This is a genomic window from Amycolatopsis sp. NPDC043885 (genome assembly GCF_056435685.1).
The window spans coordinates 85,484-110,303 of record NZ_JBWKEA010000021.1 but is presented as its reverse complement, the minus strand read 5'-3'; the positions used below and the strand labels follow the sequence as shown (position 1 = coordinate 110,303).

29 protein-coding genes are annotated in these 24,820 nt (G+C 69.9%); 18 read left to right on the top strand and 11 right to left on the bottom strand.

Features of this window, described 5'->3' with window-relative positions; translation table 11 throughout:
- Positions 1 to 427: 427 nt before the first annotated feature.
- Together AC069I_RS38300 and AC069I_RS38295 are read right to left on the bottom strand one after the other, a co-directional pair.
- Complete coding sequence (locus AC069I_RS38300; RefSeq protein WP_478267536.1) at positions 428 to 640, bottom strand: hypothetical protein; 213 nt, start codon at positions 638 to 640, stop codon at positions 428 to 430.
- Positions 641 to 811: 171 nt separating this feature from the next.
- Positions 812 to 1,798 (bottom strand): LysR family transcriptional regulator, encoded by a 987-nt coding sequence (locus AC069I_RS38295; protein WP_478230330.1) that lies wholly within the window; start codon positions 1,796 to 1,798, stop codon positions 812 to 814.
- A 91-nt stretch (positions 1,799 to 1,889) separates the two neighbouring features.
- Between AC069I_RS38295 and AC069I_RS38290 the strand changes: the two genes are divergently transcribed.
- Positions 1,890 to 3,305, top strand: a complete 1,416-nt coding sequence (locus tag AC069I_RS38290) for an aminopeptidase P family protein (protein WP_478230329.1) — start codon at positions 1,890 to 1,892, stop codon at positions 3,303 to 3,305.
- Positions 3,306 to 3,695: 390 nt separating this feature from the next.
- Here the strand turns inward: AC069I_RS38290 and AC069I_RS38285 are convergent, their stop codons facing one another.
- Complete coding sequence (locus tag AC069I_RS38285; protein ID WP_478267535.1) at positions 3,696 to 4,829, bottom strand: metalloprotease; 1,134 nt, start codon at positions 4,827 to 4,829, stop codon at positions 3,696 to 3,698.
- Positions 4,830 to 5,065: 236 nt separating this feature from the next.
- On the opposite strand from AC069I_RS38285, the gene AC069I_RS38280 reads away from it, so the two are divergent.
- The 8 genes from AC069I_RS38280 (at position 5,066) to AC069I_RS38245 (ending at position 12,197) form a co-directional block, all read left to right on the top strand.
- Positions 5,066 to 5,665, top strand: a complete 600-nt coding sequence (locus tag AC069I_RS38280; protein WP_478267534.1) for a helix-turn-helix domain-containing protein — start codon at positions 5,066 to 5,068, stop codon at positions 5,663 to 5,665.
- A 78-nt stretch (positions 5,666 to 5,743) separates the two neighbouring features.
- Complete coding sequence (locus AC069I_RS38275) at positions 5,744 to 6,907, top strand: NAD(P)/FAD-dependent oxidoreductase (protein ID WP_478267533.1); 1,164 nt, start codon at positions 5,744 to 5,746, stop codon at positions 6,905 to 6,907.
- Positions 6,904 to 7,212 carry a (2Fe-2S)-binding protein gene (locus tag AC069I_RS38270; protein WP_478230325.1) on the top strand — a complete coding sequence of 103 codons (309 nt, stop codon included), beginning with the start codon at positions 6,904 to 6,906 and terminating at the stop codon, positions 7,210 to 7,212. The genes AC069I_RS38275 and AC069I_RS38270 overlap by 4 nt, the downstream gene beginning before the upstream one ends.
- Positions 7,209 to 8,570: an FAD/NAD(P)-dependent oxidoreductase gene (locus AC069I_RS38265; RefSeq protein WP_478267532.1), complete on the top strand. Its 1,362-nt coding sequence runs from the start codon at positions 7,209 to 7,211 to the stop codon at positions 8,568 to 8,570. Before AC069I_RS38270 ends, AC069I_RS38265 begins: the two co-directional genes overlap by 4 nt.
- Positions 8,567 to 9,478, top strand: coding sequence for a dihydrodipicolinate synthase family protein (locus AC069I_RS38260; protein WP_478230323.1), 912 nt, complete (start codon positions 8,567 to 8,569; stop codon positions 9,476 to 9,478). The genes AC069I_RS38265 and AC069I_RS38260 overlap by 4 nt, the downstream gene beginning before the upstream one ends.
- Entirely contained in the window at positions 9,479 to 10,480 is a 1,002-nt protein-coding gene (locus AC069I_RS38255; protein WP_478267531.1) for a proline racemase family protein, read from the top strand. It abuts the gene before it with no gap.
- Positions 10,481 to 10,632: 152 nt separating this feature from the next.
- Positions 10,633 to 10,830: a hypothetical protein gene (locus tag AC069I_RS38250; protein WP_478267530.1), complete on the top strand. Its 198-nt coding sequence runs from the start codon at positions 10,633 to 10,635 to the stop codon at positions 10,828 to 10,830.
- Entirely contained in the window at positions 10,827 to 12,197 is a 1,371-nt protein-coding gene (locus AC069I_RS38245; RefSeq protein WP_478230320.1) for an aldehyde dehydrogenase (NADP(+)), read from the top strand. The genes AC069I_RS38250 and AC069I_RS38245 overlap by 4 nt, the downstream gene beginning before the upstream one ends.
- Positions 12,198 to 12,342: 145 nt before the next feature.
- Here AC069I_RS38245 and AC069I_RS38240 read toward each other — a convergent pair whose 3' ends face one another.
- The 3 genes from AC069I_RS38240 to AC069I_RS38230 are packed head-to-tail and all read right to left on the bottom strand — an operon-like array spanning position 12,343 to position 15,382.
- A complete protein-coding gene (locus tag AC069I_RS38240; RefSeq protein ID WP_478230319.1) occupies positions 12,343 to 13,557 on the bottom strand; it encodes a metal-dependent hydrolase family protein in 1,215 nt (404 codons plus the stop codon).
- The gene (locus tag AC069I_RS38235; RefSeq protein ID WP_478230318.1) at positions 13,554 to 13,994 is read right to left on the bottom strand and encodes a GAF domain-containing protein; all 441 of its coding nucleotides are present in this window, start codon (positions 13,992 to 13,994) and stop codon (positions 13,554 to 13,556) included. Before AC069I_RS38235 ends, AC069I_RS38240 begins: the two co-directional genes overlap by 4 nt.
- Complete coding sequence (locus tag AC069I_RS38230; protein ID WP_478230317.1) at positions 13,991 to 15,382, bottom strand: MFS transporter; 1,392 nt, start codon at positions 15,380 to 15,382, stop codon at positions 13,991 to 13,993. The genes AC069I_RS38235 and AC069I_RS38230 overlap by 4 nt, the downstream gene beginning before the upstream one ends.
- Before the next feature lie 135 nt (positions 15,383 to 15,517).
- Here AC069I_RS38230 and AC069I_RS38225 point away from each other — a divergent pair, with 135 nt between their 5' ends.
- From AC069I_RS38225 to AC069I_RS38205, 5 genes are all read left to right on the top strand, one after another.
- Complete coding sequence (locus AC069I_RS38225; RefSeq protein ID WP_340682234.1) at positions 15,518 to 16,444, top strand: MurR/RpiR family transcriptional regulator; 927 nt, start codon at positions 15,518 to 15,520, stop codon at positions 16,442 to 16,444.
- An 80-nt stretch (positions 16,445 to 16,524) separates the two neighbouring features.
- The gene (locus AC069I_RS38220) at positions 16,525 to 16,689 is read left to right on the top strand and encodes a hypothetical protein (RefSeq protein ID WP_240598862.1); all 165 of its coding nucleotides are present in this window, start codon (positions 16,525 to 16,527) and stop codon (positions 16,687 to 16,689) included.
- Positions 16,690 to 16,784: 95 nt separating this feature from the next.
- Complete coding sequence (locus tag AC069I_RS38215; protein WP_478235786.1) at positions 16,785 to 17,090, top strand: hypothetical protein; 306 nt, start codon at positions 16,785 to 16,787, stop codon at positions 17,088 to 17,090.
- Positions 17,083 to 18,195: a VanZ family protein gene (locus tag AC069I_RS38210; RefSeq protein WP_478230315.1), complete on the top strand. Its 1,113-nt coding sequence runs from the start codon at positions 17,083 to 17,085 to the stop codon at positions 18,193 to 18,195. Before AC069I_RS38215 ends, AC069I_RS38210 begins: the two co-directional genes overlap by 8 nt.
- Positions 18,196 to 18,364: 169 nt before the next feature.
- Entirely contained in the window at positions 18,365 to 18,781 is a 417-nt protein-coding gene (locus AC069I_RS38205) for a hypothetical protein (RefSeq protein WP_478230314.1), read from the top strand.
- Here AC069I_RS38205 and AC069I_RS38200 read toward each other — a convergent pair.
- Both AC069I_RS38200 and AC069I_RS38195 read right to left on the bottom strand, forming a co-directional pair.
- Positions 18,754 to 19,848, bottom strand: a complete 1,095-nt coding sequence (locus tag AC069I_RS38200) for a S1 family peptidase (RefSeq protein WP_478230313.1) — start codon at positions 19,846 to 19,848, stop codon at positions 18,754 to 18,756. The genes AC069I_RS38205 and AC069I_RS38200 overlap by 28 nt on opposite strands.
- A gap of 319 nt (positions 19,849 to 20,167) precedes the next feature.
- Complete coding sequence (locus tag AC069I_RS38195; protein WP_478230312.1) at positions 20,168 to 20,290, bottom strand: hypothetical protein; 123 nt, start codon at positions 20,288 to 20,290, stop codon at positions 20,168 to 20,170.
- Positions 20,291 to 20,364: 74 nt separating this feature from the next.
- On the opposite strand from AC069I_RS38195, the gene AC069I_RS38190 reads away from it, so the two are divergent.
- Complete coding sequence (locus AC069I_RS38190) at positions 20,365 to 20,601, top strand: hypothetical protein (RefSeq protein WP_478230311.1); 237 nt, start codon at positions 20,365 to 20,367, stop codon at positions 20,599 to 20,601.
- Here the strand turns inward: AC069I_RS38190 and AC069I_RS38185 are convergent.
- Genes AC069I_RS38185 through AC069I_RS38175 form a run of 3 tightly spaced genes read right to left on the bottom strand, consistent with a single transcriptional unit; the run spans position 20,580 to position 22,238 of the window.
- Positions 20,580 to 21,146, bottom strand: coding sequence for a vitamin K epoxide reductase family protein (locus tag AC069I_RS38185; RefSeq protein ID WP_478230310.1), 567 nt, complete (start codon positions 21,144 to 21,146; stop codon positions 20,580 to 20,582). The two genes, AC069I_RS38190 and AC069I_RS38185, sit on opposite strands and share 22 nt — an antisense overlap.
- Entirely contained in the window at positions 21,143 to 21,814 is a 672-nt protein-coding gene (locus tag AC069I_RS38180; RefSeq protein ID WP_478230309.1) for a DsbA family protein, read from the bottom strand. The genes AC069I_RS38185 and AC069I_RS38180 overlap by 4 nt, the downstream gene beginning before the upstream one ends.
- A 55-nt stretch (positions 21,815 to 21,869) precedes the next feature.
- Positions 21,870 to 22,238: a hypothetical protein gene (locus tag AC069I_RS38175; RefSeq protein WP_478230308.1), complete on the bottom strand. Its 369-nt coding sequence runs from the start codon at positions 22,236 to 22,238 to the stop codon at positions 21,870 to 21,872.
- 117 nt (positions 22,239 to 22,355) lie between these two features.
- Here AC069I_RS38175 and AC069I_RS38170 point away from each other — a divergent pair, with 117 nt between their 5' ends.
- The 3 genes from AC069I_RS38170 (at position 22,356) to AC069I_RS38160 (ending at position 24,773) form a co-directional block, all read left to right on the top strand.
- Positions 22,356 to 22,709, top strand: coding sequence for a VOC family protein (locus tag AC069I_RS38170; RefSeq protein ID WP_478267529.1), 354 nt, complete (start codon positions 22,356 to 22,358; stop codon positions 22,707 to 22,709).
- Between the two features lie 106 nt (positions 22,710 to 22,815).
- On the top strand, positions 22,816 to 23,628 hold the full coding sequence (locus tag AC069I_RS38165; protein WP_478267528.1) for an endonuclease/exonuclease/phosphatase family protein: 813 nt from the start codon (positions 22,816 to 22,818) through the stop codon (positions 23,626 to 23,628).
- The gene (locus AC069I_RS38160; RefSeq protein WP_478230305.1) at positions 23,625 to 24,773 is read left to right on the top strand and encodes a family 43 glycosylhydrolase; all 1,149 of its coding nucleotides are present in this window, start codon (positions 23,625 to 23,627) and stop codon (positions 24,771 to 24,773) included. Before AC069I_RS38165 ends, AC069I_RS38160 begins: the two co-directional genes overlap by 4 nt.
- Positions 24,774 to 24,820: the final 47 nt, after the last annotated feature.

The following is a 24,820-nucleotide window of genomic DNA, read 5'->3' as shown; positions in this document are numbered from 1 at the left end:
CACCGCACCTGGCAAGGCCGTCTGGGGTGAACGGCGGGATACATGGCCGTGCATGGTCACTCGCGAAGTGCCTTTTCCAGGCGAGACCCCATTTTCGAGCGGATGCGACGCGTCAAGGAGCCGTTCGCCCAAAGGTGTCAGGCGGTAGCCTTCCCCGCCGGTCTCGCCGAGGCGGGTGGCGAGCACGCTCGAAGACATGAGTTCGCAGCGGCGCCGCGGCTCGCGGAAGCCGACGTCGCCCTGGCGGAGTTCCCAGATCACCGCAGGGTCCATCGGCGTCTCATCAGGTCGAGCGCGGCCATGAGCGGACGGCGATTCCCGGCATCCTGTCTGGTCCGAGCGGCACCGCGCGCTGACCCGCGCTGTCGACGAACTCCACGACACCGCAACGGTTTTCGGCGAGACGTGGGCTGTCCGTATCCGGCCGTCAGGGGCGGTGCGAATCGATTTCCCTGGTGTCGCCCCGTTCTTGTTTCGAGGACTTCCAGGCGGTGAGAACACACAGAAGTGCCGCCGCGAAGCCGGCGGCCGTGAGCGTCCCGGCCCAGACGGCGCCGGTGCTGGCGAGAAGGTAGAGCTGGACCACGGCGGTGCACGCGTAGACGACCGCCAGACCCAGCCACAGCCGTTGCGGCATCATCCCCCCGTCTCCGTTCGCTCGATACGGGGTCAATCGCGGCGAGGCGGGATCGGGTTACAGGCTGTTCGAAAGCGGCCGTTTCCTGGTGGCGGGCTCAGCCAGGGCGGGATCCTCCGGCACGCGTTGCGAAGTGACCTTCGCAACACTCTCTCGCCTGGTCCCGTGACCCGCTCACGCACCGTCCACGCGGAAGAAGTCCACCAGCCCGTCCCAAGACCGGGAACTCCGCCGCCGCTCCCACCAGGTCCGGAACGGGGTCGATGCCATGGCGTGCCGCGTGTACGACGTCATCACCGCGCGGTACACGTTTTCCGCCTGGTCCCACGTCAGCCGTTCCTTGCGCCACGCAAGCACGAGCCGCATCCGCATGGGGTCGCCCTTCAGCGGTCGGACGACCATGCCGGGCAGTTCGGGCGCGGTGGGTTCGACGAGTTGCACCGCCTGCCCGGCGGCGATCAGGTGCCGTCCGCCGCCGTTGGGGCATTCGAACCGGATCCGCGGCGTGAACCCGGCGCGATGCGTCGCCGCGCGCAGCGACGTCAGCGAGCCGTCCTCGGGGCCGGGCGGCCCGATCCACGCTTCGTCGGCGAGCTCGGCGAGGTCCACTTCGAGCCCGCCGGCGAGCCGGTGCTGGGCGGGAAGCCCGATGAACACGGGCACCCACGAGAACAGCACCCGGTGCCCGAGGTGTTTCGCCAGCGGCACTTCCTGGTCGTCGGACATGGCGATGACGGCGATGTCGAGCGTCGCGCGGGCCAGGGCCTGAGCCAGCACCGCGCTGGAGGGTTCCACGTGGACGGTCACGTCCAGCCCCGGCAGCGCGTCGTCCAGCCGTTCGACGAAGGTGGGCAGACAGTCCATTTGGGACGATCCGAGCCGGACCGGACCGTCGCCGAGCGCGCCGAGGAGATCGCTCTCGAACCGGTCGAACTCCACGAGCAGGGTCAACGCCCGGCGCAACGTCTGCTCGCCGACCTGGGTCGGGGTCACGCCGGTGTGGCTGCGGACGAACAGCGGCGCGCCGATCTGCCGTTCGAGCCGCTGGAGCAGTGAGGTCAGCGACGGCTGGGACATGCCCAGTGCGGCGGCCGCCTGCGAGAGGCTGCCCGCTTCGGCGATGGCGCAGATCGCCCGCAGGTGCCGGATCTCCAGGGCCATAGGCGGAGTCTATCGCCGCCGGTCATTACGGCCCGGCCGTTCGCGGTGCGAAGGTGCGGCCAGAACCGTGACTACCTGAAAGGGGGAGCCGATGACCGGCGACCGAACCCGGCCGGATCTGCGCGCGCTGCTGGCCGCCAAGGGGTTCCGGAACTGGATCAGCGACGGCTGGGAGCCGGCCGACGACGTCGTCGAGGTGCCGGCGGGTACCGCCGAGGCGGCCGCGGCCCATCGCGGCAGGCTGTCGGCGGAACTGCCCGGTCAGCGGATCGCGCTCGCGGCGGGCCGTGCCGTGGTGCGGTCCAACGACACCTTCCACGGCTTCCGCGCCGACAGCGACTTCGTCTGGCTCACCGGGTGCCGGCGTGAGGGCGCGATCCTCGTGATGACCCCGGCAGGGGACAGCCACCACGCCACGCTGTACGTCCCGCGACCGGCCGAGGCGCACGAGCCCGACTTCGTGGGCGACGCCGACACCAGCCCGCTGTGGGTCGGCTCCGCCGCCGGACCGGCCGCGTACGAGCGTGCGCTCGGCATCGAGTGCCGTCCGCTGGAGGACCTCCCGCACGGCTTGCGCGGACGGAACCCGAGCTTCCTGGTCGGCGCCGGGGTCGATCCCGCGCTCGACGCGTACGGCTTCGGCCACAGCGAACGGCTCCGGACCGTCCTCGCGGAGCTCCGCCGGATCAAGGACGACTGGGAGATCGGCCAGTTGCGCGCCGCCGTCGACGCCACGGCCCTCGGGTTCGCCGACGTGCTGGCCGCGCTTCCCGAGGCGGTCCGCGGGGGCGGGGAACGCTGGCTTCAGGGCACCTTCGACCGCCGTGCCCGCACCGAGGGGACCGGACCCGGCTACACCTCCATCGTGGCGGCCGGGCCGCACGCGCCGATATTGCACTGGACGCGCTGCGACGGGCAGGTCACCGAGGACAGTCTCCTGCTGCTCGACGCCGGCGTCGAGGTGGATTCCTTGTACACGGCGGACATCACCCGGACCTTCCCGGTCGGCGGGGAGTTCACCGTGGCGCAGCGCGACGTCTACGACCTGGTGCACAAGGCGCATGTCGCGGCGTTGGGCGAGGTCCGACCCGGCCAGGACTACGGCGCGTTCCAGGCGACGGCTCTGCGCGTGCTCGCGGAGGGGTTGCACGATTGGGGCCTGCTCCCGGTGTCGGTGGACGAAGCGCTGTCGCCGGACGGGCAGCAGCACCGCCGGTACATCGTCTGCGGTACCGGCCATTTCCTCGGGCTGGACGTCCACGACTGCGCCGCCGCCCATCCGTCCACGTACCGCGAGGGCACGCTCGCCGAGGGGATGGCGCTGGCGGTGGAGCCCGGTCTGTACTTCCACGCCGGCGACCGCACCGTGCCGCCGGAGCTGCGCGGCCTCGGCGTCCGGATCGAGGACGACGTCGTGGTCACCGGATCGGGGTGCGACCTGCTCTCCGGCGGTTTCCCTTCCACCGCCGACGAGATCACCGCCTGGGTCCAGGCAGCCAGGGGCTGAAGGACGGACGAGGGGTAAGGCAAAGGTGGCGTGAGCCGAGTCAGTGGTGAAGTAGGGCGCCAGGGAGGCCGGCAAGCTCTTGACCATCCACAAGGGACGCCGGTCGGGCAGTAGTATCCGTTTTGGGTACTTTGCGCGAGGGTCGTGAGTGGCAATGTGCGTTCTAACCATCATTGCCACTCACGACCCCTCTCGAAAACCGCACATATAGCCACTAATCAGACTTTTCGCCGCTCAAATGTGTCCCTTGTGGACACTCAACGCACGGCCGGCTCTCGTGGCCAGTCCGGAACCACGCCGCGAAGGCCGCCTTCTCTGCCTTGACCCAGCGAAGGGTCCTTCACCGCAGAGGCTCGGTCACGCCACCTTTGACTTGCCCCTCACCTACCGTCAGTACCGGATGGTGTGCCCGGCGAGGATCCGCTCGGCGGCGCCGGTCGTGGACAGACCCGCCGCGGGCCGGTCTTCGGTGAAGTACTCACGGAAGTCCTGGCTGAAGTGGCGGGTCATCAGCGCGATCGTGCGGTTCCAGTTCCCGCCGTCCGGCCCGTCCGGCGCCCACAGGTCCAGCAGCGACGAGCCGACCCTGCCCTGCACGGTGTCGCCGTCGTCCCAGCCAGGCGTCGAAGCGTCGTTTTCGAAGCTGTACGAGGTGCCGTTGTCGTAGACGTAGCGGTAGTCGCCGAGCGCGTAGGCCGCGACGGCGTCGGCGAAGCCTTCGGTCCACGCGCACGATTCCGAGCTGTGTTTCTCGATGTAGTGCGGGTTGCAGCCGTCGACCACGGGGAAATCACGACCGTAGAGCTGCCACTGCAGCCAATGCCCGGCCTCGTGGAGGATGAGGTGCTTCGAGTCGGGCATCGTCGCGCCGAGGAAGACATAGTTCGTGTTCGGATAGTCCCAGTAGCCGCCCTCGGCGACCTTCGGATCCCAGACGAAGGTGATCCGGTCGCAGCGCCCGTCGGACTGCCGGGCCGTCCAGCACGACGAAGCCGGGTTGGCGCGTTTCCAGTACAAGACGTTGAGGGTGTCCACGACCTTCCACGCCCGTTGCAGCGTCGACGGCACCTTCACCGTGCCGAGGTCCTGGGTGCCGGACACGTTCGTGCGGTGTGCCGAGTCGAACGTGTAGTCGGTGGTGTTGTTCGCCGCCTTGACGACCCGCCACATCGAGGTGCTGCTCGACCGGAACCGCACGTACGCCTCGGTGAGTGACGCGGTGTGGCAGGCGGTGAACCGGCCGTCGGACGCGCCGGTGATACCCGCCACGAGCCGGGTCGCCGCGGCGGAACCGATGCGGCCCCACAGTTCCCAGTTCGCGTTCCGGGCAACCTGCGTGCGCAGGGGCTTGCTGGTACCCGCTTCGGCGTCGAGATGGTCGAAGGCGAGCGTGCCGGTGAGACAGGCGTTCGTGGCCGCCGTCGCCGGCGCGGTGGACACGGCCGCGGTCAGCCCGAGTGTCGTGATGAGCACCGCGCCGAACGCTCGAAGTCGTCGGCTGGCGGATCTGCGGATCAGCTGCACGGGAATCTCCTCGCTGGAGGGAAACGACGGTGCGCCCGTGACCCTGTGTCGACGGTGACACACCGGTTGGTGAAGGAGTTTCATCGCGGCCGGCGCCGCCCACCATCGCGCCGTCCCATCGGCCGCGGCTATGCCCTCCCCGCCACGGGGCGTGTCATGATGTCCGCGAACTCGATCGGCAAAGCGAACGATTCGCCCATCCGGTCGTACGGTTTGACGAACGACAGGGAGCAGCGGTGGAGGACGAGACGCCCTCGATCCGGGACATGCTGGCGGTCAACCTGCGCGCGGCCAGGGCGGCGAGGGGCATCTCGCTGTCGGAGCTCTCACGGCGGTCAGGCATCGGCAAGGCGACGCTGTCGCAATTGGAGTCCGGCGGCGGCAATCCGACCATCGAGACCGTCTTCAGCCTGTCCAGGGTGCTGGAAGTGGCGATCTCCGACCTGCTCGACCACCGGGCGGGCGGTGAGCTCACCGTGGTGCGCGGCGCCGACGTCGAGGTGCTCAGCGGTGAGGGAGTGGATCTCCGGCCACTGCGGCGGATCGAGACCGGTGACGGCGTCTTCGAGGTGTACGACCAGGTGGTGCGCGGGGACGCGCCGCAACGTTCGCAGGGGCATGTCGGGGTCGAGCACACCATCGTGCAGACCGGATCGCTGCTGGTCGAGGTGGCGGGCCGGACCGTCGAGGTCGGCCCGGGGGACTACGTCGCCTTCGACGCCCGCGAGCCGCATTGCTACACCGCTTCGGCGGGGCCGGTGCATTCGGTCCTGCTGCTGCAGTACCGCGCCGACGAACGGCTCGACGGAAGGCCGCATCCGGTGCTGAAGGGCTGACCGCGCCCGAAGTATTGACACCCGTCCGGGGCGGAACCTACTCTCCGATCGTTCGCTTTACCGAACACTGGAGGGTCGATGAACCGAACGCGCGTGGTCGTTCTCGGCGCGGGCATCGTCGGCGCCGCGTGCGCCCGTGAGCTGAGCCGGGCGGGCTTCGACGTCGTGGTCGTGGATCGCGGCCGTCCCGCCGGGGGAACCACTTCGCGCGGCGAGGGCAACATCCTCGTCTCCGACAAGGGTCCCGGCCCGGAACTCGACCTCGCGAAGCTTTCGACCGCGTTGTGGCCCCAGGTGGTCGCCGAGATCGCCGACGAGGACGTGCGCGCAGCTTCGGCGATCGAATACGACCCCAAGGGCGGCATCGTCGTCGCCACCACGGACGACGGAGCCCACGCTCTCACCGCCTTCGCCGCGTCGCAGACCGGCGTTCGCGCGGAACCGTTGTCCCCCAAGGAACTCGCCGAAGCGGAGCCCGCTCTGACCCGTGAGGTGGCCGCGGCGTTCCACTACCCGGAGGACGCGCAAGTCCAGCCCGCGGGAGCGGCGCTGGCCCTGCTGGGCTCCGCGCTGCGCCACGGCGCGCGGCTGCGCTCCGACACCGAGGTCGTCGGCGCGACCGTCCACAACGGACGGATCACCGGCGTGCGCGTGCCCGGTGAGGTCGTCGAGGCGGACGTCGTCGTGAACGCCGCGGGCCCCTGGGCCGGTCAGGTGTCGGCGCGTCTCGGCGCCGCGATCGCGGTCCGCCCTCGCCGGGGCGAGGTACTGGTGACCACTCCGATGCCCGGAGTCGTCCGGCACAAGGTCTACGACGCCGATTACGTCGGCGCGGTCGGTGCCGATTCGAGTGAGTTGCAGACCTCCGCCGTCGTCGAGTCGACCTGGGGCGGCACCGTGCTGATCGGCTCGTCACGCCGCCGGGTGGATTTCGACGACGCGATCCGCCCGGACGTGCTGAGTGCCATCGCGGTCAAGGCACTGCGCCTGTTCCCGGCGCTCGCCGACGTCGCGATCATGCGCGCGTACGGCGGATTCCGGCCCTACGTCGATGATCACCTCCCGGTGCTCGGCGAGGATCCGCGGCTGGGGAATCTCTGGCACGCCACCGGGCACGAGGGCGCCGGGATCGGGCTGAGCGTCGGCACCGCGCGGTTGCTGCGCGAACTGCTCACCGGAGCGGAGCCGGCGATGCCGGTCGAGGAGTTCACTGTGGACCGTCCGGCCGTGGTGGCGGCATGAGCGGGTGGCTCCTGCCGCGCGACCGCGACCCGGTGGGCCGGACCGACCGGCCGATCCGGATCACCGTCGACGGCGAACCCGTGACCGGGATCGCGGGTCAGAGCGTGGCGGGGATGCTGCTCGCCGCGGGATGGACCTCCTGGCGGAGAACGCGTTCCGGGGCTCCGCGCGGTGTGTTCTGCGGTATCGGCGCGTGTTTCGACTGCCTGCTCACGGTGAACGACGTGCCCGACGTCCGCGCGTGCCGCCGCCCGGCGGCCGACGGGGACGAAATCCGCACCCAGTCCCGGGAGGAGAACGCGTGAACGTGGTGATCGTCGGCGCCGGGCCCGCCGGGCTCGCGGCGGCCGAGCACGCGCTGCGGGCCGGTGCCCAGGTCACGGTGCTGGACCAGGCGGACACTCCCGGCGGCCAGTACCACCGGATGCTCCCCGAGGCGTACGCGGCGCGGTACCCGGAGCGGGTCCAGCACGGGCGGGCGGAATTCGACCGGCGCCGCCGGGTACTCGCGCATCCGCGATGTCACTGGTGGCCCGGCTCCACCGTCTGGGCGTTCGACCGCGCGGAGAAGACGGTGCACGTCCTGCGGGGACAGTCCGACGGAGGTGGACGGCGGCGGCTGACCCTCGTCCCGGACGCGCTGATCCTGGCGACCGGCGCGCACGACCGCACCCTGCCGTTCCCCGGCTGGGAACTGCCCGGCGTGTACACCGCGGGCGCGGCACAGGCGTTGGCGAAGGGGGAGCGGGTCGCGATCGGCGAGCGGGTCCTCGTCGCCGGGGCCGGGCCGTTCCTGCTGCCGGTCGCGGAATCGTTGCTGGGCGTCGGGGCCGAGGTGGTCGCGGTGCTGGAGGCGAACCCGTTCTCGACCGTCCGGAAAGGATGGGCGTCCCGTCCGTGGCGCCTGGCCGCCCACGCCGGGAAGGCCGGCGAGTTGGCTCGATACGCCGCGACGCTGGCCCGGCACCGGGTCCCGTACCGGCTGGGGCGGGCCGTGATCGAGGCTCGCGGCGTGGACCGCGTCCGCGAGGTCGTGACCGCGCGGGTCCGCGCCGACTGGTCGATCGTCCCCGGCACCGAGCGGACCTACGAGGTCGACGCGGTCTGCGTCGGCCACGGCTTCGTCCCGCAGCCGGAACTGGCCGTCGCCGCCGGCTGTGCCCTGGTTGACGGGTTCGTGCGGGTCGACGCCGCGCAACGGACCACAGTGGACGATGTCTTCGCCGCGGGAGAGATCACCGGGATCGGCGGCGCGGTCACCGCCGCGGCCGAGGGAGCGGTGGCCGGGTGCGTCGCCGCCGGGGGCGAGCCGTCGCCGGAGCTGATCCGCGCCCGCGACCGGGCCCTCGCGTTCGCCGAACGCCTCGCCACGGCTCACCCGATCGGTGCGGCCTGGCGAAGCTGGCTGCGCGAAGACACGATCGTCTGCCGCTGTGAGGAAACGACGTACGGCGAACTGACGCGCGCGGCCGAAGACACGGTCTGCTCCGGCCCGCACGCACTGAAACTCGGCACCCGGGCCGGCCTCGGCCCATGCCAGGGCCGCATCTGTGGTCCGACCGTGTCCGAACTCCGCGGTGGCATCGAACGGCACCACCGCCCGATCGTCCAGCCGATCCGGCTGGGCGAACTCGCCGCCCGAACCGAAGGAGAACCTGAATGAGCACCCCCGACCTCGGCGGCGTCGTCGTCGCGACCGCCCTCCCGTACCGGGCGGACGCGTCGGCCCCCGCCGGGCTGGCCGTGGACTACGACGCCTACGCCGCGCACTGCCGGTGGCTGGTCGACAACGGCTGCCGGGGCGTCGGCCCGAACGGCTCGCTCGGCGAATACTCGTCGCTGACCGACGAGGAACGCCGTCGCGTCGCCCGCACCGCGATCGAAACCGTCGGTGAGGACGGGATCGTCGTCGTCGGCGTGCACGGCCCCGGAGCGCACCAGGCCAAGTACTGGGCCGAGGTCGCCGCCGAGGACGGTGCCGACGGCCTGCTGTGCCTGCCGCCCACGATGTACCGCGCGAACCGCGGCGAGGTGCTCGCGCATTTCGAAGCGGTGGCGTCGGTCGGGCTGCCGGTGATGGTCTACAACAACCCCATCGACACCAAGGTCGACCTCACGCCCGCCCTGCTCGCCGAGATCGCGCGGATCGACAACGTGGTCGCGGTCAAGGAGTTCTCCGGCGACGTCCGGCGGGTGCTGGAGATCCGCGAGCGGGCACCGGGACTGGACGTGATCAGCGGCGCCGACGACGTCGTGCTGGAAAGCCTGCTGATGGGCGCGACAGGCTGGTTCGCCGGGTTCCCCAACGTGTTCCCCGCTGAGTCGGTGCGCCTGTTCGACCTGGCGCGGTCCGGAAAACTCGAAGAGGCCAGGGCGCTTTACGAGCCGCTGGTGGCCGCCTTCCGCTGGGACTCGCGCACCGAGTTCGTCCAGGCCATCAAACTCGGAATGGACCTCGTCGGCCGCTACGGCGGGCCGTGCCGTCCGCCGCGGGGGCCGCTGACCGAGGAACACCGCGAGCAGGTCACCGCCGACATGCGCCGCGCGCTCGCCTCGCTGGGGGTGGAGTAGGTGCGGTCGATCCGGTCGATCACCGCCGTCGACTCGCATACGGAGGGCATGCCGACCCGGGTGGTGACCGGTGGGGTCGGCGTCATCCCCGGCGATACGATGGCCGAACGCCGCCGGTACTTCATGGAGCACCTGGACCACCTGCGGCAGTTCCTGATGAACGAGCCGCGCGGTCACTCGGCGATGAGCGGCGCGATCCTGCAGCCGCCCGCCAGGCCGGACGCAGACTGGGGCGTGGTGTACATCGAGGTGTCCGGCTGCCTGCCGATGTGCGGGCACGGCACGATCGGCGTGGCGACCGTGCTGGTGGAGACCGGCATGGTCGAGGTGACCGAACCGAAGACCGTGGTACGACTGGACACCCCGGCCGGGCTCGTGCACGCCGAGGTCGAAGTCCGGGACGGCCGCGCGGTCCGCGTCAAGCTCCGCAACATCGCGTCCTTCCTCGCCGAGCGAGACGCCGTGGTCGAAGTGCCCGGCCTCGGCGAGGTGCGTTACGACCTCGCCTACGGCGGCAACTTCTATGCCATCCTCGAACTGTCCCAAGTGGACATCCCGTTCGACCGGGCGGCGAAGGACCGGATCCTCGCCGCCGGGCTGGACATCATGGCGGCGATCAATGACCAGCGTCCGCCGAAGCATCCCGCCGATCCGCTGATCGGCGGCTGCAAGCACGTCCAGTTCCTCGCGCCGGGGTCGGATGCTCGCGCTTCGCGGAACGCGATGGCGATCCACCCGGGCTGGTTCGACCGGTCGCCTTGCGGCACCGGCACTTCGGCGCGGATGGCCCAGCTTCACGCTCGCGGCGAACTGCCGCTGTACACGCCGTTCGAGAACAGCTCGTTCATCGGCACCAGCTTCACCGGGGAACTCGTCGCCGAGACCACCGTCGGCGGCGTTCCCGCCGTGGTGCCGGAGTTCTCCGGACGTGCCTGGATCACCGGCAACGCCACCTATCTGCTCGACCCGGACGACCCGTTCCCCGCGGGCTTCGTCCTCTGAGGTTGGCGGCGCGCGCCGGTCCGTGAAGGCCTCCTTGCCTACCCTGAGAGTAGCGAAGGGGCCCTTCACCACCCGGCGGCGTGGTCCCTGGCGACATCGAGACGGTTCGGAAGCCGTAGCTGCGGCCCCCGTGTCGCGAAAGTGGCTTTGTCGTGTCGATCGCGGTGGTGGTGCTGCGGCGCACCAGGCCGGATCTGCCGCGGTCGTTGCGCACTCCGTGGGTCCCGTCCGTGCCGCTGATCGTGAACCTGGACGCGCTGACCTCGGCCTGGATGGTGCTCGGGCTGGTGGTGTACGCCGTGTTCGGATTCCGGAACTCGGTGCAGAACCCGGAGAGGAAGGAAGCATGAAGCAGATCGAGAGGGCGGCGGAGATCGCCGCTGAATGGGCCGCGACCGACCCGAAGACGCGCACGGCGGTGCTCACCGGCGTGGCCGACGCCCTGGACGAGGCCGGTCCGTCCTTGATCGAGATAGCCGACGCCGAGACCCGGCTGGGGACGAAACGGCTGACCGGCGAGCTGGCCCGCACGACGTTCCAGCTGCGACTGCTCGCGGCCGAAAGCGGCTCATACTACGACGTCCGGATCGACCGAGCCGACCCGTCGTGGCCGCCAGGACCCCGGCCGGAGCTGCGCCGGTATCGCACCGCTGTCGGTCCGGTCCTGGTGTTCGCCGCGAGCAACTTCCCGTTCGCGTTCAGCGTGGCGGGCGGGGACACCGCGTCGGCGTGGGTGGCCGGATGCCCGGTGGTGGTCAAGGGCCACCCCGGCCATCCGGAGTTGTCCCGCAGGACGGCTTCGGTCGTCGTGGAAGCCCTCGGCCGCCGGGGTGCGCTCCTGGGCCTTGTCGAAGGAGAAGCCGCGGGCGTGGAGGCACTGCGTCATCCGGCGATCGCGGCCGCCGCGTTCACCGGGTCGGTGTCGGGTGGGCTCGCGCTGGCGCGGATCGCGGCCGAGCGGCCGGTCCCGATCCCGTTCCACGGCGAACTCGGCAGCGTCAACCCGGTGATCGTCCTGCCCGGCGCGGCACGCTCGCGGGCGGAGGAACTGGCGGCGGGCTACGCCGGTTCGCTGACGCTGGGCAACGGCCAGTTCTGCACGAATCCCGGTCTGGTGTTCGTGCCGTCGGAAAGCCCGTTCGGGGATCTCGTCGCCGAACGGTTGCGCGAGGTCCCGGCCGCGCCGTTCCTGAACGACCGCATCGCGTCGGGTTTCCCTACCGGCGCGGCACGGCTGGCCGCCATCCCCGGGATGCGTGAGGTCGTCCGGGGACCAGGCGCCCGACTGCTCGAAGTCGCGCTGGAGGACTTCGTACCGGAAGCGGCTGAAGAGTGCTTCGGCCCGCTGGGCGTGGTGGTGCGATACTCGCGACTTTCCGACGTCCAGCCGGTGCTGGCGGCTCTGCCCGGTCAGCTCACGACGACCGTGCACGCCCTCCCCGAAGAGGCCCCCGACGTCGAGGCACTGCGCCCGGTACTGGCCGACCGCAGCGGGCGGATCCTGTGGGGCGGCTGGCCGACCGGGGTCGCGGTGACCTCGGCGATGCAGCACGGCGGACCGTTCCCGGCGACGACGTCACCGGCCTCGACGTCCGTCGGGACGGCGGCGGTGGAACGCTTCCTCCGGCCGGTGTCCTATCAGGACTGGCCGTCGCACCTCCTGCCGGAACCGCTGCGGGACGACAACCCGTGGGACGTCCCGCAGCGCTTCTCGTGACTCGTGAGTGGGCGCCGGGGGTAGCGAAGGCCTCCTTCCCTACCTTCAGAGTAGGTAAGGAGGCCTTCACTACCACCTGGGCCGGCTTTCGCAACCCGCCACCTCGCCTTACCCCTCAAAGGGAACCGGCCACTCCACTCACGAGTCAGGGGGAGACGACGGTCCCGCCCTGCACGACGTGCCGGAATTTCTCCGGCTCGGCCAGGACGCCGATGTCCTCCAGCGGATCCCGGTCGACGACGAGCAGGTCCGCGTGCGCGCCTGGAGCCAGCGTGCCGATCTCGCCGGTCAGGTTCAGCAGGTCGGCCGCCGTCGACGTCGCGGAGCGGACCACCTCCAGCGCGGACTGGACCTCGCCGCGCAGCCGGAACTCGTGGTTCTGGTGCCGGTGCATCCCGCCGAGGAGGTCGCTGCCGTACACGAGTTTCACGCCGCCCCTGGCCGCCCGCTCGAGGGCGGCCATGCCCGCGCCGAGCACCTCGTCGACCTTGCGCCAGCTGGATTCCGGCAGCCCGTGCTCGCGCCCTTCCTCCTTCAGTGCCCAGTAGGTGACCAGGGTGGGCACGAGATACGCGTCGTGCCGGAGGAACAGTTCGACACTGAGGTCGTCGATCAGGTTGCCGTGCTCGATCGACCGCACGCCCAGTTCCAGCGCGCGGTTCACCGCGCGGGCGGTATAGGCGTGCGCGGCGACGTAACGGTTGGCCGCCTCCGCCTCTTCGACGATGGCGCGCAGCTCCTCGGCGGAGTACTGCGTCGAGTCGATCCGGTCGGTGGGGGAGGCGACACCGCCGGAGGCCATCACCTTGATGTGGTGCGCCCCCTTGCGCAGCTCGTCGCGCGCCGCGGCGCGGACCGCGTCGACCCCGTCGGCGACCCGGCCGAGGCCGGCGCAGCACGGGTGATCGTCGCTGGCGTTGGCGCCGCGCGTCCGGCTGTCGCCGTGCCCGCCGGTCTGGCTCAGCGCGCGTCCGCAGAACAGCAGGCGCGGGCCGCGGAACAGGCCCTCGGCCTGCGCGTCGGCGAGGCCGTAGTCGGCGCCGGAGGCGTCACGGACCGTCGTGAAGCCCCGGTCCAGCATGCGGCTCATGGTGCGGGCACTGTGCGCGGCCACGTACGACGGTGACGACGCGGGCAGCGACCCCAGATCCGCGGTCGACGCGGTGACGTGCACGTGGGCGTCGATCAGTCCGGGCAGCACGAACGCACCGCGCAGGTCCTCGGTCCGCGCGTCGTCCGCGGTGAGCCCGTCACCGATCTCGACGATCCGGCCGTCGGCGCACCGGAGGTCTCCCTCGGTGTACTCGCCCTTGACCGGGTCGAGCAGGCGGGCGTCGCGCAGCAGCAGCGATCCGTTCATCGGTTCTCCTCCAGGAGTTCGCGCAGGGCCGGGACCGCCAACGGTGCCAGTGAACGGGCCGCCGCGACGGAATCGTCGTCGTAGCTGCCTTCTGCGTCGAGGAGGTTGAGGACGCCGAGCGTGCGGCCGCCGTCCACCACCGGCACGTTGATCACCGCGCCGCAGCCGAGCCGGTCGATGAGTTCGTGGTCGGCGAAGATCTCCCGCACCGCCGCGCTGTCCGGTCCGAAGTAGGGCTCCTGTCCCGTGATGCACCGATCCAGCCACCCGGCCGCTACCTCGACGGTCTTCTCGCCGCCGATCGGGTACTCGACGGGGTGGCTGCTGTGCACCCGTCGCAGTGCCCGCCGTTCGGGCACCCACGCCAGTACGGTGAACAGCCGTACGCCGATCGTGGCTCGGGTCTTGTCCTCCACAGTGGACAGTGACACGGTCACTTGGTCATCTCCTTGGCGGTCTTCACGGGCGCGCCGTGTTCGGTCAGTTCTTCCAGGGAACGGCCGGCGGTGGACAGGCCGAACACGACCACGCACACCACCCCGGCCGCCAGGACGGCGGTGGTGAGGCCGAAGACGCCGGCGAAGCCGAGGCTCGCCGCGGACAGGCCGATGATCGTCGGGGCGAGGATGCTGCCCACCCGGCCGAACGCGCTGGACAGCCCGGTCCCGCTGGCGCGGATCCAGGTCGGGAACACCTCGGGGGTGTAGGAGTAGACGCCGGCGTAGGTGCCGTTGAGGAAGAACGACAGCACCGCCCCGGCGAGGGTGATCGACCACGGCGCGTCCATCTGGCTCAGCCAGAACGCGCTCACCGCGGAGCCCGCGAGGTACAACGCGATGGTGTGCTTGCGGTCGAGCCGTTCCGACAGCCACGCGGCGGAGAAGTATCCGGGGATCTGCGCCAGGTAGATGATGATCGAGAACTCGAAGCTCTTGGTCACCGTGATGCCGCGCTCGACGAGCAGTGTCGGGATCCAGGAGAAGAAGCCGTAGTAGGAGAACGTGATCACGAACCACACGGTCCAGATCACCGCGGTGCGGCGCGCCATCGCCGGGCTCCACAAGAACTTCAGCGCGCTGAGGAGATTGACCTTGGGGGTCTCCGTCGCGGGCTGGGCCTCGGCCTCCGCGACGGCGGGAAGTGCTTGCCCCGTCGCCTTTTCGACGTCCCGTTCCAGCTTCGAGACGATCTTCTCGGCCTCGGCATGACGCCCGTTCGCGACCAGGAACCTCGGTGATTCCGGCAGCGAACGGCGCCACCACAGCAGCATGACGATCGGCAGCGCGGTGATCAGCTGCGCGACCCGCCAGCCCTCCGGCACCGTCGGGACGACGAACCGCCCGATCAGCGCGGCGGCGACGAACCCGAACGAGAAGAACCCGGCCAGCGCGCCGACGAACCAGCCGCGGCGTTTGGCGGGGACGAACTCCGACAGGAACGGCGCGATGATGGCGCTTTCGGCTCCCGCGCCTGCCCCGGCCAGCACCCGGGCGCCCAGGAAGACCTCGTAGTTGGGGGAGAAGGCGGCGACCACCGAGAACACCGCGTAGAAGGCCAGCGCGTACATCATGACCTTCTTGCGGCCGATGCGGTCGCCCAGCAGCCCGGCGGCGATCGCGCCGAAGAGGAAGCCGAACGGCGTCGCCGAACCGATCAACCCGAGCTGGCCGTTGTCGAGGCCCCAGGCGGCTTTCGCGCTCGGAAGGAGGAAGGCGACGACGGCGGAGTCCATTCCGTCGAAGGTGTAACCGAGCCCGCCGATGAGCAGGAGTTTGTAATGGGGACGGCTGAGCGGGAGCCGGTCCAGTCGTGCCAGAAGCGTCATGGGGAACGCCTTCCGTGGTTCGGGCGACGAGGAGTGCGGACAACGTATACTGCGTTTCGGCAAAACTGCAATGGTTGTTGCAAGGGGTTCGCCGGGCACGATGCGTTACCGTGACGCCGTCGAGGGAGGGTGCGCGTGACAGGGACGGGAACCGACGACGGTTTCGAGGCGTGGCTTCGGGACCGCGCACCGGAGCGCGGCCTGCGGCCGAAGGCGGCCGCCGTGCTCGAAGTGCTGGTCTCGCAACCGCGCCGGGCGTCGTTCGGCTCGACGGCCGAGCTCGCCCAGCTCGCCGGGGTCAACGTCGCCACCGTCACCCGTACGGCGCAGGCGCTGGGTTTCGCCGGCTGGCCGGCACTGCAACAGGAGTTGCGGGCGCGGTACATGTCGTCGCTGAGCGCGCCGCAGGTGGCCGAGGAACACCGGGACGTCGACTCGCCGGGTTCGGCGTCGCTGCGCCGCGACCTCGACAGCCTCGCTCTGCTCAACCGGCGCGTCGCCGAGGACGAGATCCGCAACGTCGCGGAGGCCGTCGCCGGGGCGCGCCGCACGGTCGTGATCGCCGACGGCAGCTACGCCGCGGTCGGGATCGCGTTCGCGCACAACGCCCGGCTCGCCGGATACGACGTCCACGCGATCACGGCGGGCGACGCCGAACTCGCCAACGCCACGGCGAAACTGACTTCCGAAGACGTCCTCATCGCGATCAGCTTCTGGCGGCTGTACGAGAGCACGGTGCTCGCCGCGAACGAGGCCAAGGCCAGGGGAGCGCGTGCCTTCGCCATCACCGACGCGGCCAGTCCCGCGCTGGCGGCCGCGGTCGAACAGGTGCTGATGGTGCCCGCCGAGGGCGTGACCTTCTTCCCGTCGCTGACCGCGGGGATGAGCCTGGTGCAGGCGATCGTCGCGCAACTCGCCGCCGTCGATCCCGTCCGCACCGGCGAGTCCATCGAGGCGGCCGAGGCCATGTGGTCGCGGTTCGACCTGCTGCACCGTCGCCCGGGATCGGCCGATCGGACAGTGCCGAAAAGGCCGACCGGTCGAGGCGTCTCCGCCGGATGACCGATCCGCCGCCCCCGGCGGGGAGGCGATCCTGGTTCCAGGCCGCCGGAACAGGCGGCACGGGGACCGAGGAGGCCGAAATGACGATCATCGCGACTCTGGGCGCATACGCCGGGCTCGCCCTTCTGGCACTGATGGCGGCGACCCCGCTGCTGGTCGAACTCGATCAGCGCTTCCCGGTCACCCGCCGGGCGAAGGCGGCCGAACGGGAACGCCGGATGCCCGCCGGGCTCGCTTCGGCGTGACGCAGAGCACAGATTCGCGCGATGCCTACCTCGCGTGAGTGATTCGGGCTGCGCCAATTCGTAACTTTGTGTCGCGCTATGGAACGCTCTGTGACGTGACCGTGGATTTCTGCGCCAACGCCCAGCCCTCCGACACCTTCGCGGAGTTCCGGAGGAACGTCGACGAACTGACCCAGGCGTTCATCGACGCCTGCCGTCAGGGACGTACGCCGGGCGACGCTTCTCTCGACCTGCTGCAGCGGGTCCATCGCGAAGACCGCAACTGGGTCGTCGTCCATCTGACCTTCGCCATCGCCGCGCTCGCGCATCAGCGCACCCTCGCCCCGGCCGACTCCGTCACCCGGCCAGGTGGTGTGACGGGTGCGCCGGGGCGCGCGTTGTTAGCTTCCGCGAGTGACTGATCCGACCATCTCCGCGGTCATCGCGGTGTTCGCGGGTTTCGTGCTCGCGGGCCTCCTGGCCGTCCCGTACATCGCCGCGAGTTACCGGCGCCGCGGGGAGCTCGGGCTCTGGCGGGTCCTGCTGGTGTTCGGGTTCCTGGTCTACGCCATGTCCCTGTGGACGTACACGTTGCTCCCCATCCCGGAGACGACGGCGGCGTGGTGTGCCGAGCACGCGTCCAGTCACCTGCAACTGCGCCCGTTCCAGTTCGTCGCCGACATCCGTCGCGAACAGACCGGGGCCGGCCTGCGGGCGTTCCTGCGCAATCCCGCCGTCCAGCAGGCGGTGTTCAATGTCGCCTTGTTCGTGCCGCTGGGGATGTTCGTACGGCACCTCTTCCGGCGCGGCTTCGCGGCCACCGTCGCGATCGGCTTCGCGGTCTCGTTGTTCATCGAGTGCACCCAGCTGACCGGGGTCTGGTTCCTGTTCGAGTGCCCGTACCGGCTGGCCGACGTCGACGACCTGCTGACCAACACCCTCGGTGCCGCCGTCGGCTTCGGCCTCGCCCCGCTGTTGCGGCTGCTGCCGGGCAACGAGCCGTCCGCGCCGCCGGGAACGCCGCGGCCGGTCACCGCGCGCCGCCGCCTCCTCGGGATGGCCGTCGACGTCGTGTCGGTCGTCCTGCTCGGCACCACGGTCGGAATCGTGACGACCCTGCTCGTGGGTGAACCGAACACCGTGGTCACCGCGCTGATCGGCACCTTCCTGCCCGCGCTGCTCCTGCTGTTCGTCATCCCGGTCGTGGGCAACGGTGCCAGCTTCGGCCAGCGGGTCGTGTTGCTGCGCCCCGCCGGCCCGGACGGCGGGAAGCCCGCGCTGTGGCGGATGGTCGTGCGGTTCCTGGCCGGCTCCGGCGGCTATTTCACGCTGCTCACCTTGGCGTCGGTGGCCAACGGCGGGTTCGAGCCGCTGGCGAACCTGTTGTTCTTCGCCAGCGGAATCCTCGCCTTCCGGCCCGAAGGTCACCAGGGACTGTCCGGGCTGATCGCCGGTCTGCGGATGACCGACGTGCGCGAACTCGACGAGCCGGCCGAACCGAGCCTCATGAGCGGTAAGGAGTCTTAGGTGCTTCCGTGGATTCGGGCCTTGGGTTTTGGAGGGGGCTGGGTTGCGAAAGCCACTTTCGCAACCCTCCGGCCAGGCCCGGCCGGTGAGTTCCACCCGATCGGGTCGACCCTGCCCGTCGTGCGCGTCATTGCGCCTGGCAGGACGCACGGGCCGGAACACTCGCCCGGTGGACGTGGAGTCGATGGACGAAGTGGCCGACTGCCTGCTGTCGGTGGCCTGGAACATCTTCCCGCTGATGGGGAAACCGCCCGCGAGCCCGGGGAACCGGCCGGAGGAGATCCGGACCCTCCTCGTCGACGCCTGCCACGACGCCGGGATGCGAGCCCGTGAGTGGGCCGCGGAGCACGGGGCGGGAACCGAAGAAGACCGCCGTCCCTTCCTGCGGCTGGCGGAGGTCGGAACGGACGCTAACCTGTTCCTGGGCATGGTTTCCGGCACGTTGGTGCCCGATCACGAGCGAGTCCGCCGCCGCTGGGCCGAGATCGAGACCCTGGTCGTCGAGGCGGGTGAACTCGCCGTCCTGATCAAGGGACGGCCGCCCCTCGCCACGGGAGATCAGTCCTTTTCGAGCGTCAGGTCGTAGCGGTCGAGCACCTCCTTGACGGGCTGGAAGAACGTGGTGCCGCCCTCGGCGCAGTCACCGGAACCGCCCGAGGTCATGCCCTGCGCCTGCACGAGTTTCGTGCCGGAGCCCGACGAGGGGCGGCTGACGAACGAGCCACCGGAGTCGCCCGGTTCGGCGCAGGCGTCGGTCTGGGTGAGGCCCCGCACGATGTTCCCGTTGCCGTAGTTCACCGTCTGGTCCAGCGCTTCGACCCGCCCGCAGTGCCAGTGGGTGGTGATCCCGGACCGGCAGACCCGGCCGCCGACGCCGACCACGTCGGCGCCCTCGATCCGCACGTCGGACCCGTCCTCGTACCGGTCGACCCGCGGCGGGGTCGAGACGTCGGAGTGTGTCACCTTGACCGTCCCGTAGTCGTTGCCGGGGAAGGAAGACCTCGCGACCTTGCCGATCGTGCCCCCGGCGCCGCGCACGGTGCCGCCGAGTTCGGTGCAGTGGCCCGCGGTGATCACGTAATGATCGTCGTCGTCGTACGCGGTGAACCCGACCGAACAGGCACCGCCGCTGAAGTACAGGCCTTGCCCGCCGACCACGCTCCACAACGGCCGCGGCGCGCTCTTCACGTGTTCCACCCGGACCGGGACCCCGGCGGAGGTGGCCCACGCCAGTCCGGCGGGATCGCCGCCCACCACACTGACCACGACGTCGTTCGACGGCACGTCGACGTACCAGCCGGCGACCGAGCGGGGCAGGCCCGCGGTTCTGCTGTCCAATGTGGACTGGATCTGCCGCAGTTCGGCGGCGCTGTGCCGCAGTACCTTCGGGATCGCGCCCGCGGCGCGGATTCGGGAAGACCGGCTCGCGTCGGTGGTACCGACGATCAGTTCACCGGTCGTGGCGTCCAGCCAGGACCCGGCGAACGCGGCGCCGAGCGAGGTGCCGAGATCCTGCTGGGCGGCGGCCACCGTGGCCGTGCCCGCCGCTTCGTTCAGCACCGATGTCGCGGCGGAAGCCGGTGCCGCGAAGGCGGTGACGGCTGCCGCCGCGCCGATCAGGACGGTCAGGGTGCGCAGAGGACGTCGGATCACGAAAACCTCCATGGGTTCACGGAATTCGTTGCGGGAGAAGCGTTCCTTGATCGACGTTACGACAGGGGGACACCGGCCGAATGCCGCCATTTGAGTAGCGCTGGGAATTCGCCTTTCCGGCTCAGCGGAATGGCGGCTCCTCACTCGTGTGAGTGGGGATTGCACGATTTGCCGTCCCCGATCCGCTGACCGGCGAACGACGCTCAGCGACGTTCATACGCCCGTTCGGGAAAGGGGCTTCCCAGGCAGGAAATCGCAGATCACCTGATGGTGTCCACGCTGAACCCGTTCGCCCGCATCGGTGACGAACGCGTTTCTTTCACCAGCAGGAAACGAGGCCCGCCGTGAACATCAGGCCGACCGTGAGCACGGGCGCGGCGAACAACGCCAGCGCTCCGCCCGCGACGGCTCGCACCCGTTCCGGGAGGCGCGCCGAACGCACGGTCTCCGGTCCGTGCCCGGCGGGTCCAGCGCCAAGGTCGCGTCGTTGGCGGCGAGCTGGGCTTCCCGTTCGAAATGGACACCGTAGTGCGTGGCGACCGGCTGGTCGCCACCCACTACGGCTTCTACAACATGGTCGTCGGCGTGGGCATCCTCCTCGGCAACCTCTTCACCGGCACTGTCTTCGACCTCGCGCGCCGGGCAGGCTACCCGGAATTCCCGTGGCTGGCCCTGACGGTGATCGGCGCGCTCTGTGCCTGGGGATTGCGTGGTCTCGACCGGAGCCGCCTTCAGACGAGCGTCGTCCAGTAACTCCAGAAGGCCTGCAGGACCGCGACGGTGATGGCGGCGTACCAGACCACGAGGACCACACTGTGGTACCGGATCGCCGCCTTCACCTCCGGTCCTTTGTGGAGGTTGTGTAGGGTCGTGTACCAGAAGACGGCGATGGTGACCGCCCAGACGACCATGCAGTACGGGCACAGCGCGCCGATGACGTACAGGCTCTGCAGCATCAGCCAGTGCACGAAGACGACACCGAGGGCCGCGCCGGCTTGCAGGCCCAGCCAGTACCAGCGAGGGAGCTTTGCTCCGCCGAGCAACGCGACCCCGGTCGTCACGACCACGCCGAACCCGGCGATCCCCAGCAACGGATTGGGGAACCCGAACAGCTCGGCCTGCGGCGTCTTCATGATCGACCCGCAGCTGAGCACCGGGTTGACACTGCAGGTCGGGATGTAGGAGAAGTCCTTGAGCAGCGCGATCTTCTCGACGGTGAGCACGAACGACGCCAGCAGCCCGATCGCGCCGCCGACCAGCAGCACCCACGGTGTCACCCGGACGGCGAACGGCGTCATTTCGCCAGTTCCCGGTCGATGACGGCCTTGAGGCCCTGATAGGACGGTGAACCCGAGAACTTGACGCCGTTGACGAAGAACGTCGGCGTGCCCTCGACGCCGATGTTCGCGCCGTCGGTGCGGTCGGCGAGCACCCGGCCGAGGGTGACCGGGTCGTCGAGCGCGGTTTCGAAGGCCTGCAGGTCGAGACCCAGTTCGCGGGCGAACCCGAGGAAGGTCTCGCGGTGGGAGACCTGCTGGTCACCCCACTCCGGCTGCTTCTCGAACATCAGGCGGTACATCGGTTCGAGCTTGCCCTGTCCACCCGCCGCCTCCACGGCCTGCGCGGCGAGTTCGGCGTTCTGATGGTTCGGGATGGGGAAGTAGCGCATCACGAAGGTGACACGGTCGCCGTACTCGGCTCGGAGGCGTTCGACGCCGGGAAACGCGGCGCCGCACGCCTCGCATTCGAGGTCGAGGAACTCCACGACGGTCACCTTGCTGCCCGGCGGGTCGGAGAGCCGATGGCTGTCCGGCCGGACGAGGATCGACGCGGGTACCACCGGGGGAGCGTCGATCGCCTGCCCGCTCGGGGGGTCCTCACCCAGATTGGTCACGACGAGCAACGCGGCCACGACCGCGACGACGACGGCCACGACCGTCAGGGAAACCTTGGTGTTCTTGGTCATTCTGTTGTGTCCTTGGCTCGGTTCCGGCAACTGAAAGCGGCGTGGGCGTGCCGGATCAGGTACGGGAAACGCAGAGCTGGACGAGTGGTGGTGTGGTCGTCGAACGCCTTGCCGGGGAGGACGGCGGTATGCCCGTCCCGCCGGGGCGGTGATGCCGGACGAGCAGGACGAGCACGGCAAGCAGCGCCACACCGACGCCCGCGACGTCGTCGAGGTGGTTGTCCGGAAGGGGCTGGTCCGCCGGGCTCAGCAGGGACGCGGCCGGCTCGCATTCGTCGGCCGGGGTCGTGGTGTGGGTGGCTTCGGCGGCGAACAGGGGAGCACAGGGCGAGCCGGCCGCCGCCGCTCCGTCACTGCACAAGGAACCCTGCAAGAGGGCGACAGCGGTGAGCGCGGCCAGCACGGCGAAAAGCCGCGCTGTCATCCTCACAGTCCGTCTGCCGGTCACGCGGTGCAGGGTAAAGGTGACCTTGTAAAGCCGGGGCGAACTCGGACAAACCGGCCTACAGTGGTCGGCGATCCCGAGTGGAAGGACGCCCCCTTGCCGAGGTTCAAGGATGTCTACGCGGTCCTGCCGGTTTCCGACCATGCCGCCGCCGTCGCCTGGTACGAGCAGTGGATCGGGCGGCGGCCCGACACCGAACCCATGGAAGGCGTCGCGGAATGGCAGATCACCGGGAACGCCGGGCTCCAGGTCGCCCACGACCCGGAAGCCGCGGGCAGGAGCACCGTGGTCCTCGTCGTCGAGGACATCGACGAGACCGTCGGCGACCTCGCGGGGGGCGGCGTGGGGTGCGGCCCGATCCAGGACTTCGGCTTCGTCAAGCTGACGGAGATCGCGGATCCGTCGGGCAACAAGGTCACCTTCGTCTGGGAGAACCCTTCGCAGGAGTAGGCCGCAGCCAATTCTTTCCGGAAGATGACGGGATCGCGCGGAGCGTTGCCCGTGGCGCGCCGCCGATGGTCCGATTCCCTCCGTCATCGACACTGGAGGGAATCCCATGAAGCATTCGAGGCGCAAGACCCTCGCGCTGGCACTGCTGGTGCCGTTCGCCACGCTCGTCGCGGTGCCCGGTGCGGAGGCCGCCGAGGTGGCGACCGAACGCACGATCAAGGTCGTCACCTACAACGTGGGCGACGCGGGCGGGCTCAAGGCCGACCTCGTCCGTCTGATCGAGACCGAACGCCCCGCCGTCATCGGGCTGCAGGAGGTCGCCGACCGCGAGGCGGTGGTGAAGGAGGCCGCGGCCGCGACGGGATACGTCGCCATCTACGAGTCGGACCGCCGCGCGATCAAGCACAACGCCATCCTCGTGCGCGGCAATATGACCGTCACCGGCCACGGCGCGCACGAGATCTCACCCGCGTCCAAAGTGGACCCGTCCACACCCGGTACCGGCCCCGCGGAGCCCGGCGACTGTGGCTGCTGGGTGCCACCGAAGTACGTCAACTGGGTACGGGTGGGAGGCGCGGGCTTCGAGTGGGTCGTGGGCGTCGTGCACCTGACCCCGTCCGCGCAGCGGTTCGCCCTCAATCGTGAACTGCACAATCTGCAGGTCCGCACTACCGCGGACTGGTTCTCCTCGCGTGCGGCCGAGCCCGTCGTCATGGGTGACTTCAATGCCGAACCGGGTTCGGACCTGATGGTGGGGCTGCGGCGAGTGGCCGATTCCTACAGCGCTCCGAGCCATGGCACCAGGTCCATCGACCACGTGTGGGCGAAGAAGGACTCGACCGGGTCCGCGGTGGACGCCCTCGGCGGCTACGGAAGTGACCACCGTCCGGTGCGCGTTCGGGTGACGGTGACCCGATGACGCGACGCGCCCTGATCGCCCTCGTATGCGGCGTCGGCCTGCTGACGGCCGTGCCGTCCGCGACAGCCGAAACCGGGCCGCGCGACGAGTCGCTGGACTTCCGGTTCCCGGCGGCGGATCTGATGCGGGTGCCGGAGACGAACACCTATGTCGCGGTCGGCGCGAGCATTCCCGGCAAGAAGTTGCCGTACACCGAAGTCGAGTTCGGTGGCGGATCGTTCCAGCGCCGAGGCGCCGTCGATGGCGACGCCTGGGACGGCGTCACGTTCCCCGCGGGATACTGGGCGAGACCCGACTCTCCACTGTGGACACCGGCGTTGTTCGCGCACCAGGAGGACGGCCGTGTCGTCTACTACGTGTTCTACAGCGCGGCGCTTCCCGGCCCCGAGCCCGCCGGCCAGGCGAAACACTGCGTCGGCTACGCCACCTCGTTGCGGGCCACGGGAGGCTTCGTCGCCAACGCCGATCCGCTGTTCTGCCCGGATCGCGGGTGGGCGATCGACGCCGACGTGAGCAGGGGACAAGGCGAGGTCTGGCTGACCTTGCGCAACGGCGCGTGGACGCAGGACCGCGTCACCGCTCTGGGAGCGGCGAAACTGGACTTCGACCGGCCTCGCCACGTGCGGCGGATAGCCGAAGCCGACGCGAAGAAGCTCATTGACAACGCGAATCTCGAGTGGACGCACCACAACAGTCCGTCCGACGACGTCCTCACGATCGAGAATCCCAACGCCGTCCGCATCGACGGTGACTGGTACCTCTTCTACTCGGGGAACAACTGGTACGCGAACCGCTATGCGACCGGTGTCGCCTACTGCGGAACCGCGCTGACCGACAACCGGTGCACCCCGATGGCCGAGCAACGGGCGTATTTCTCCTATCAGCCGGACCCGGACGGTGAGCCGCGATTCCGGCCCGGTCTGCCGGACAAGTACCGCAAGAAGAACCTGCCGGGCAACAAGCGGGGTCCTGGTGCGTTCAACGCGTTCCAGGCGCCCGATGGTTCGTGGTGGGCTTCGTGGAACTACATCACCGACGCGAGCTTGCTTCCGCATGAGGATCCTTCGCCGGAACGGCGGAGCCGGATCGCTCGGTTGGTGAAAACCGGCAGTGGGGCAGCGGCCGAATTCAGCGTGCGGTGGTGACCCGCCGGATGATTGATCTCCGGATCACCGGGTAATCGCCTCGTGCC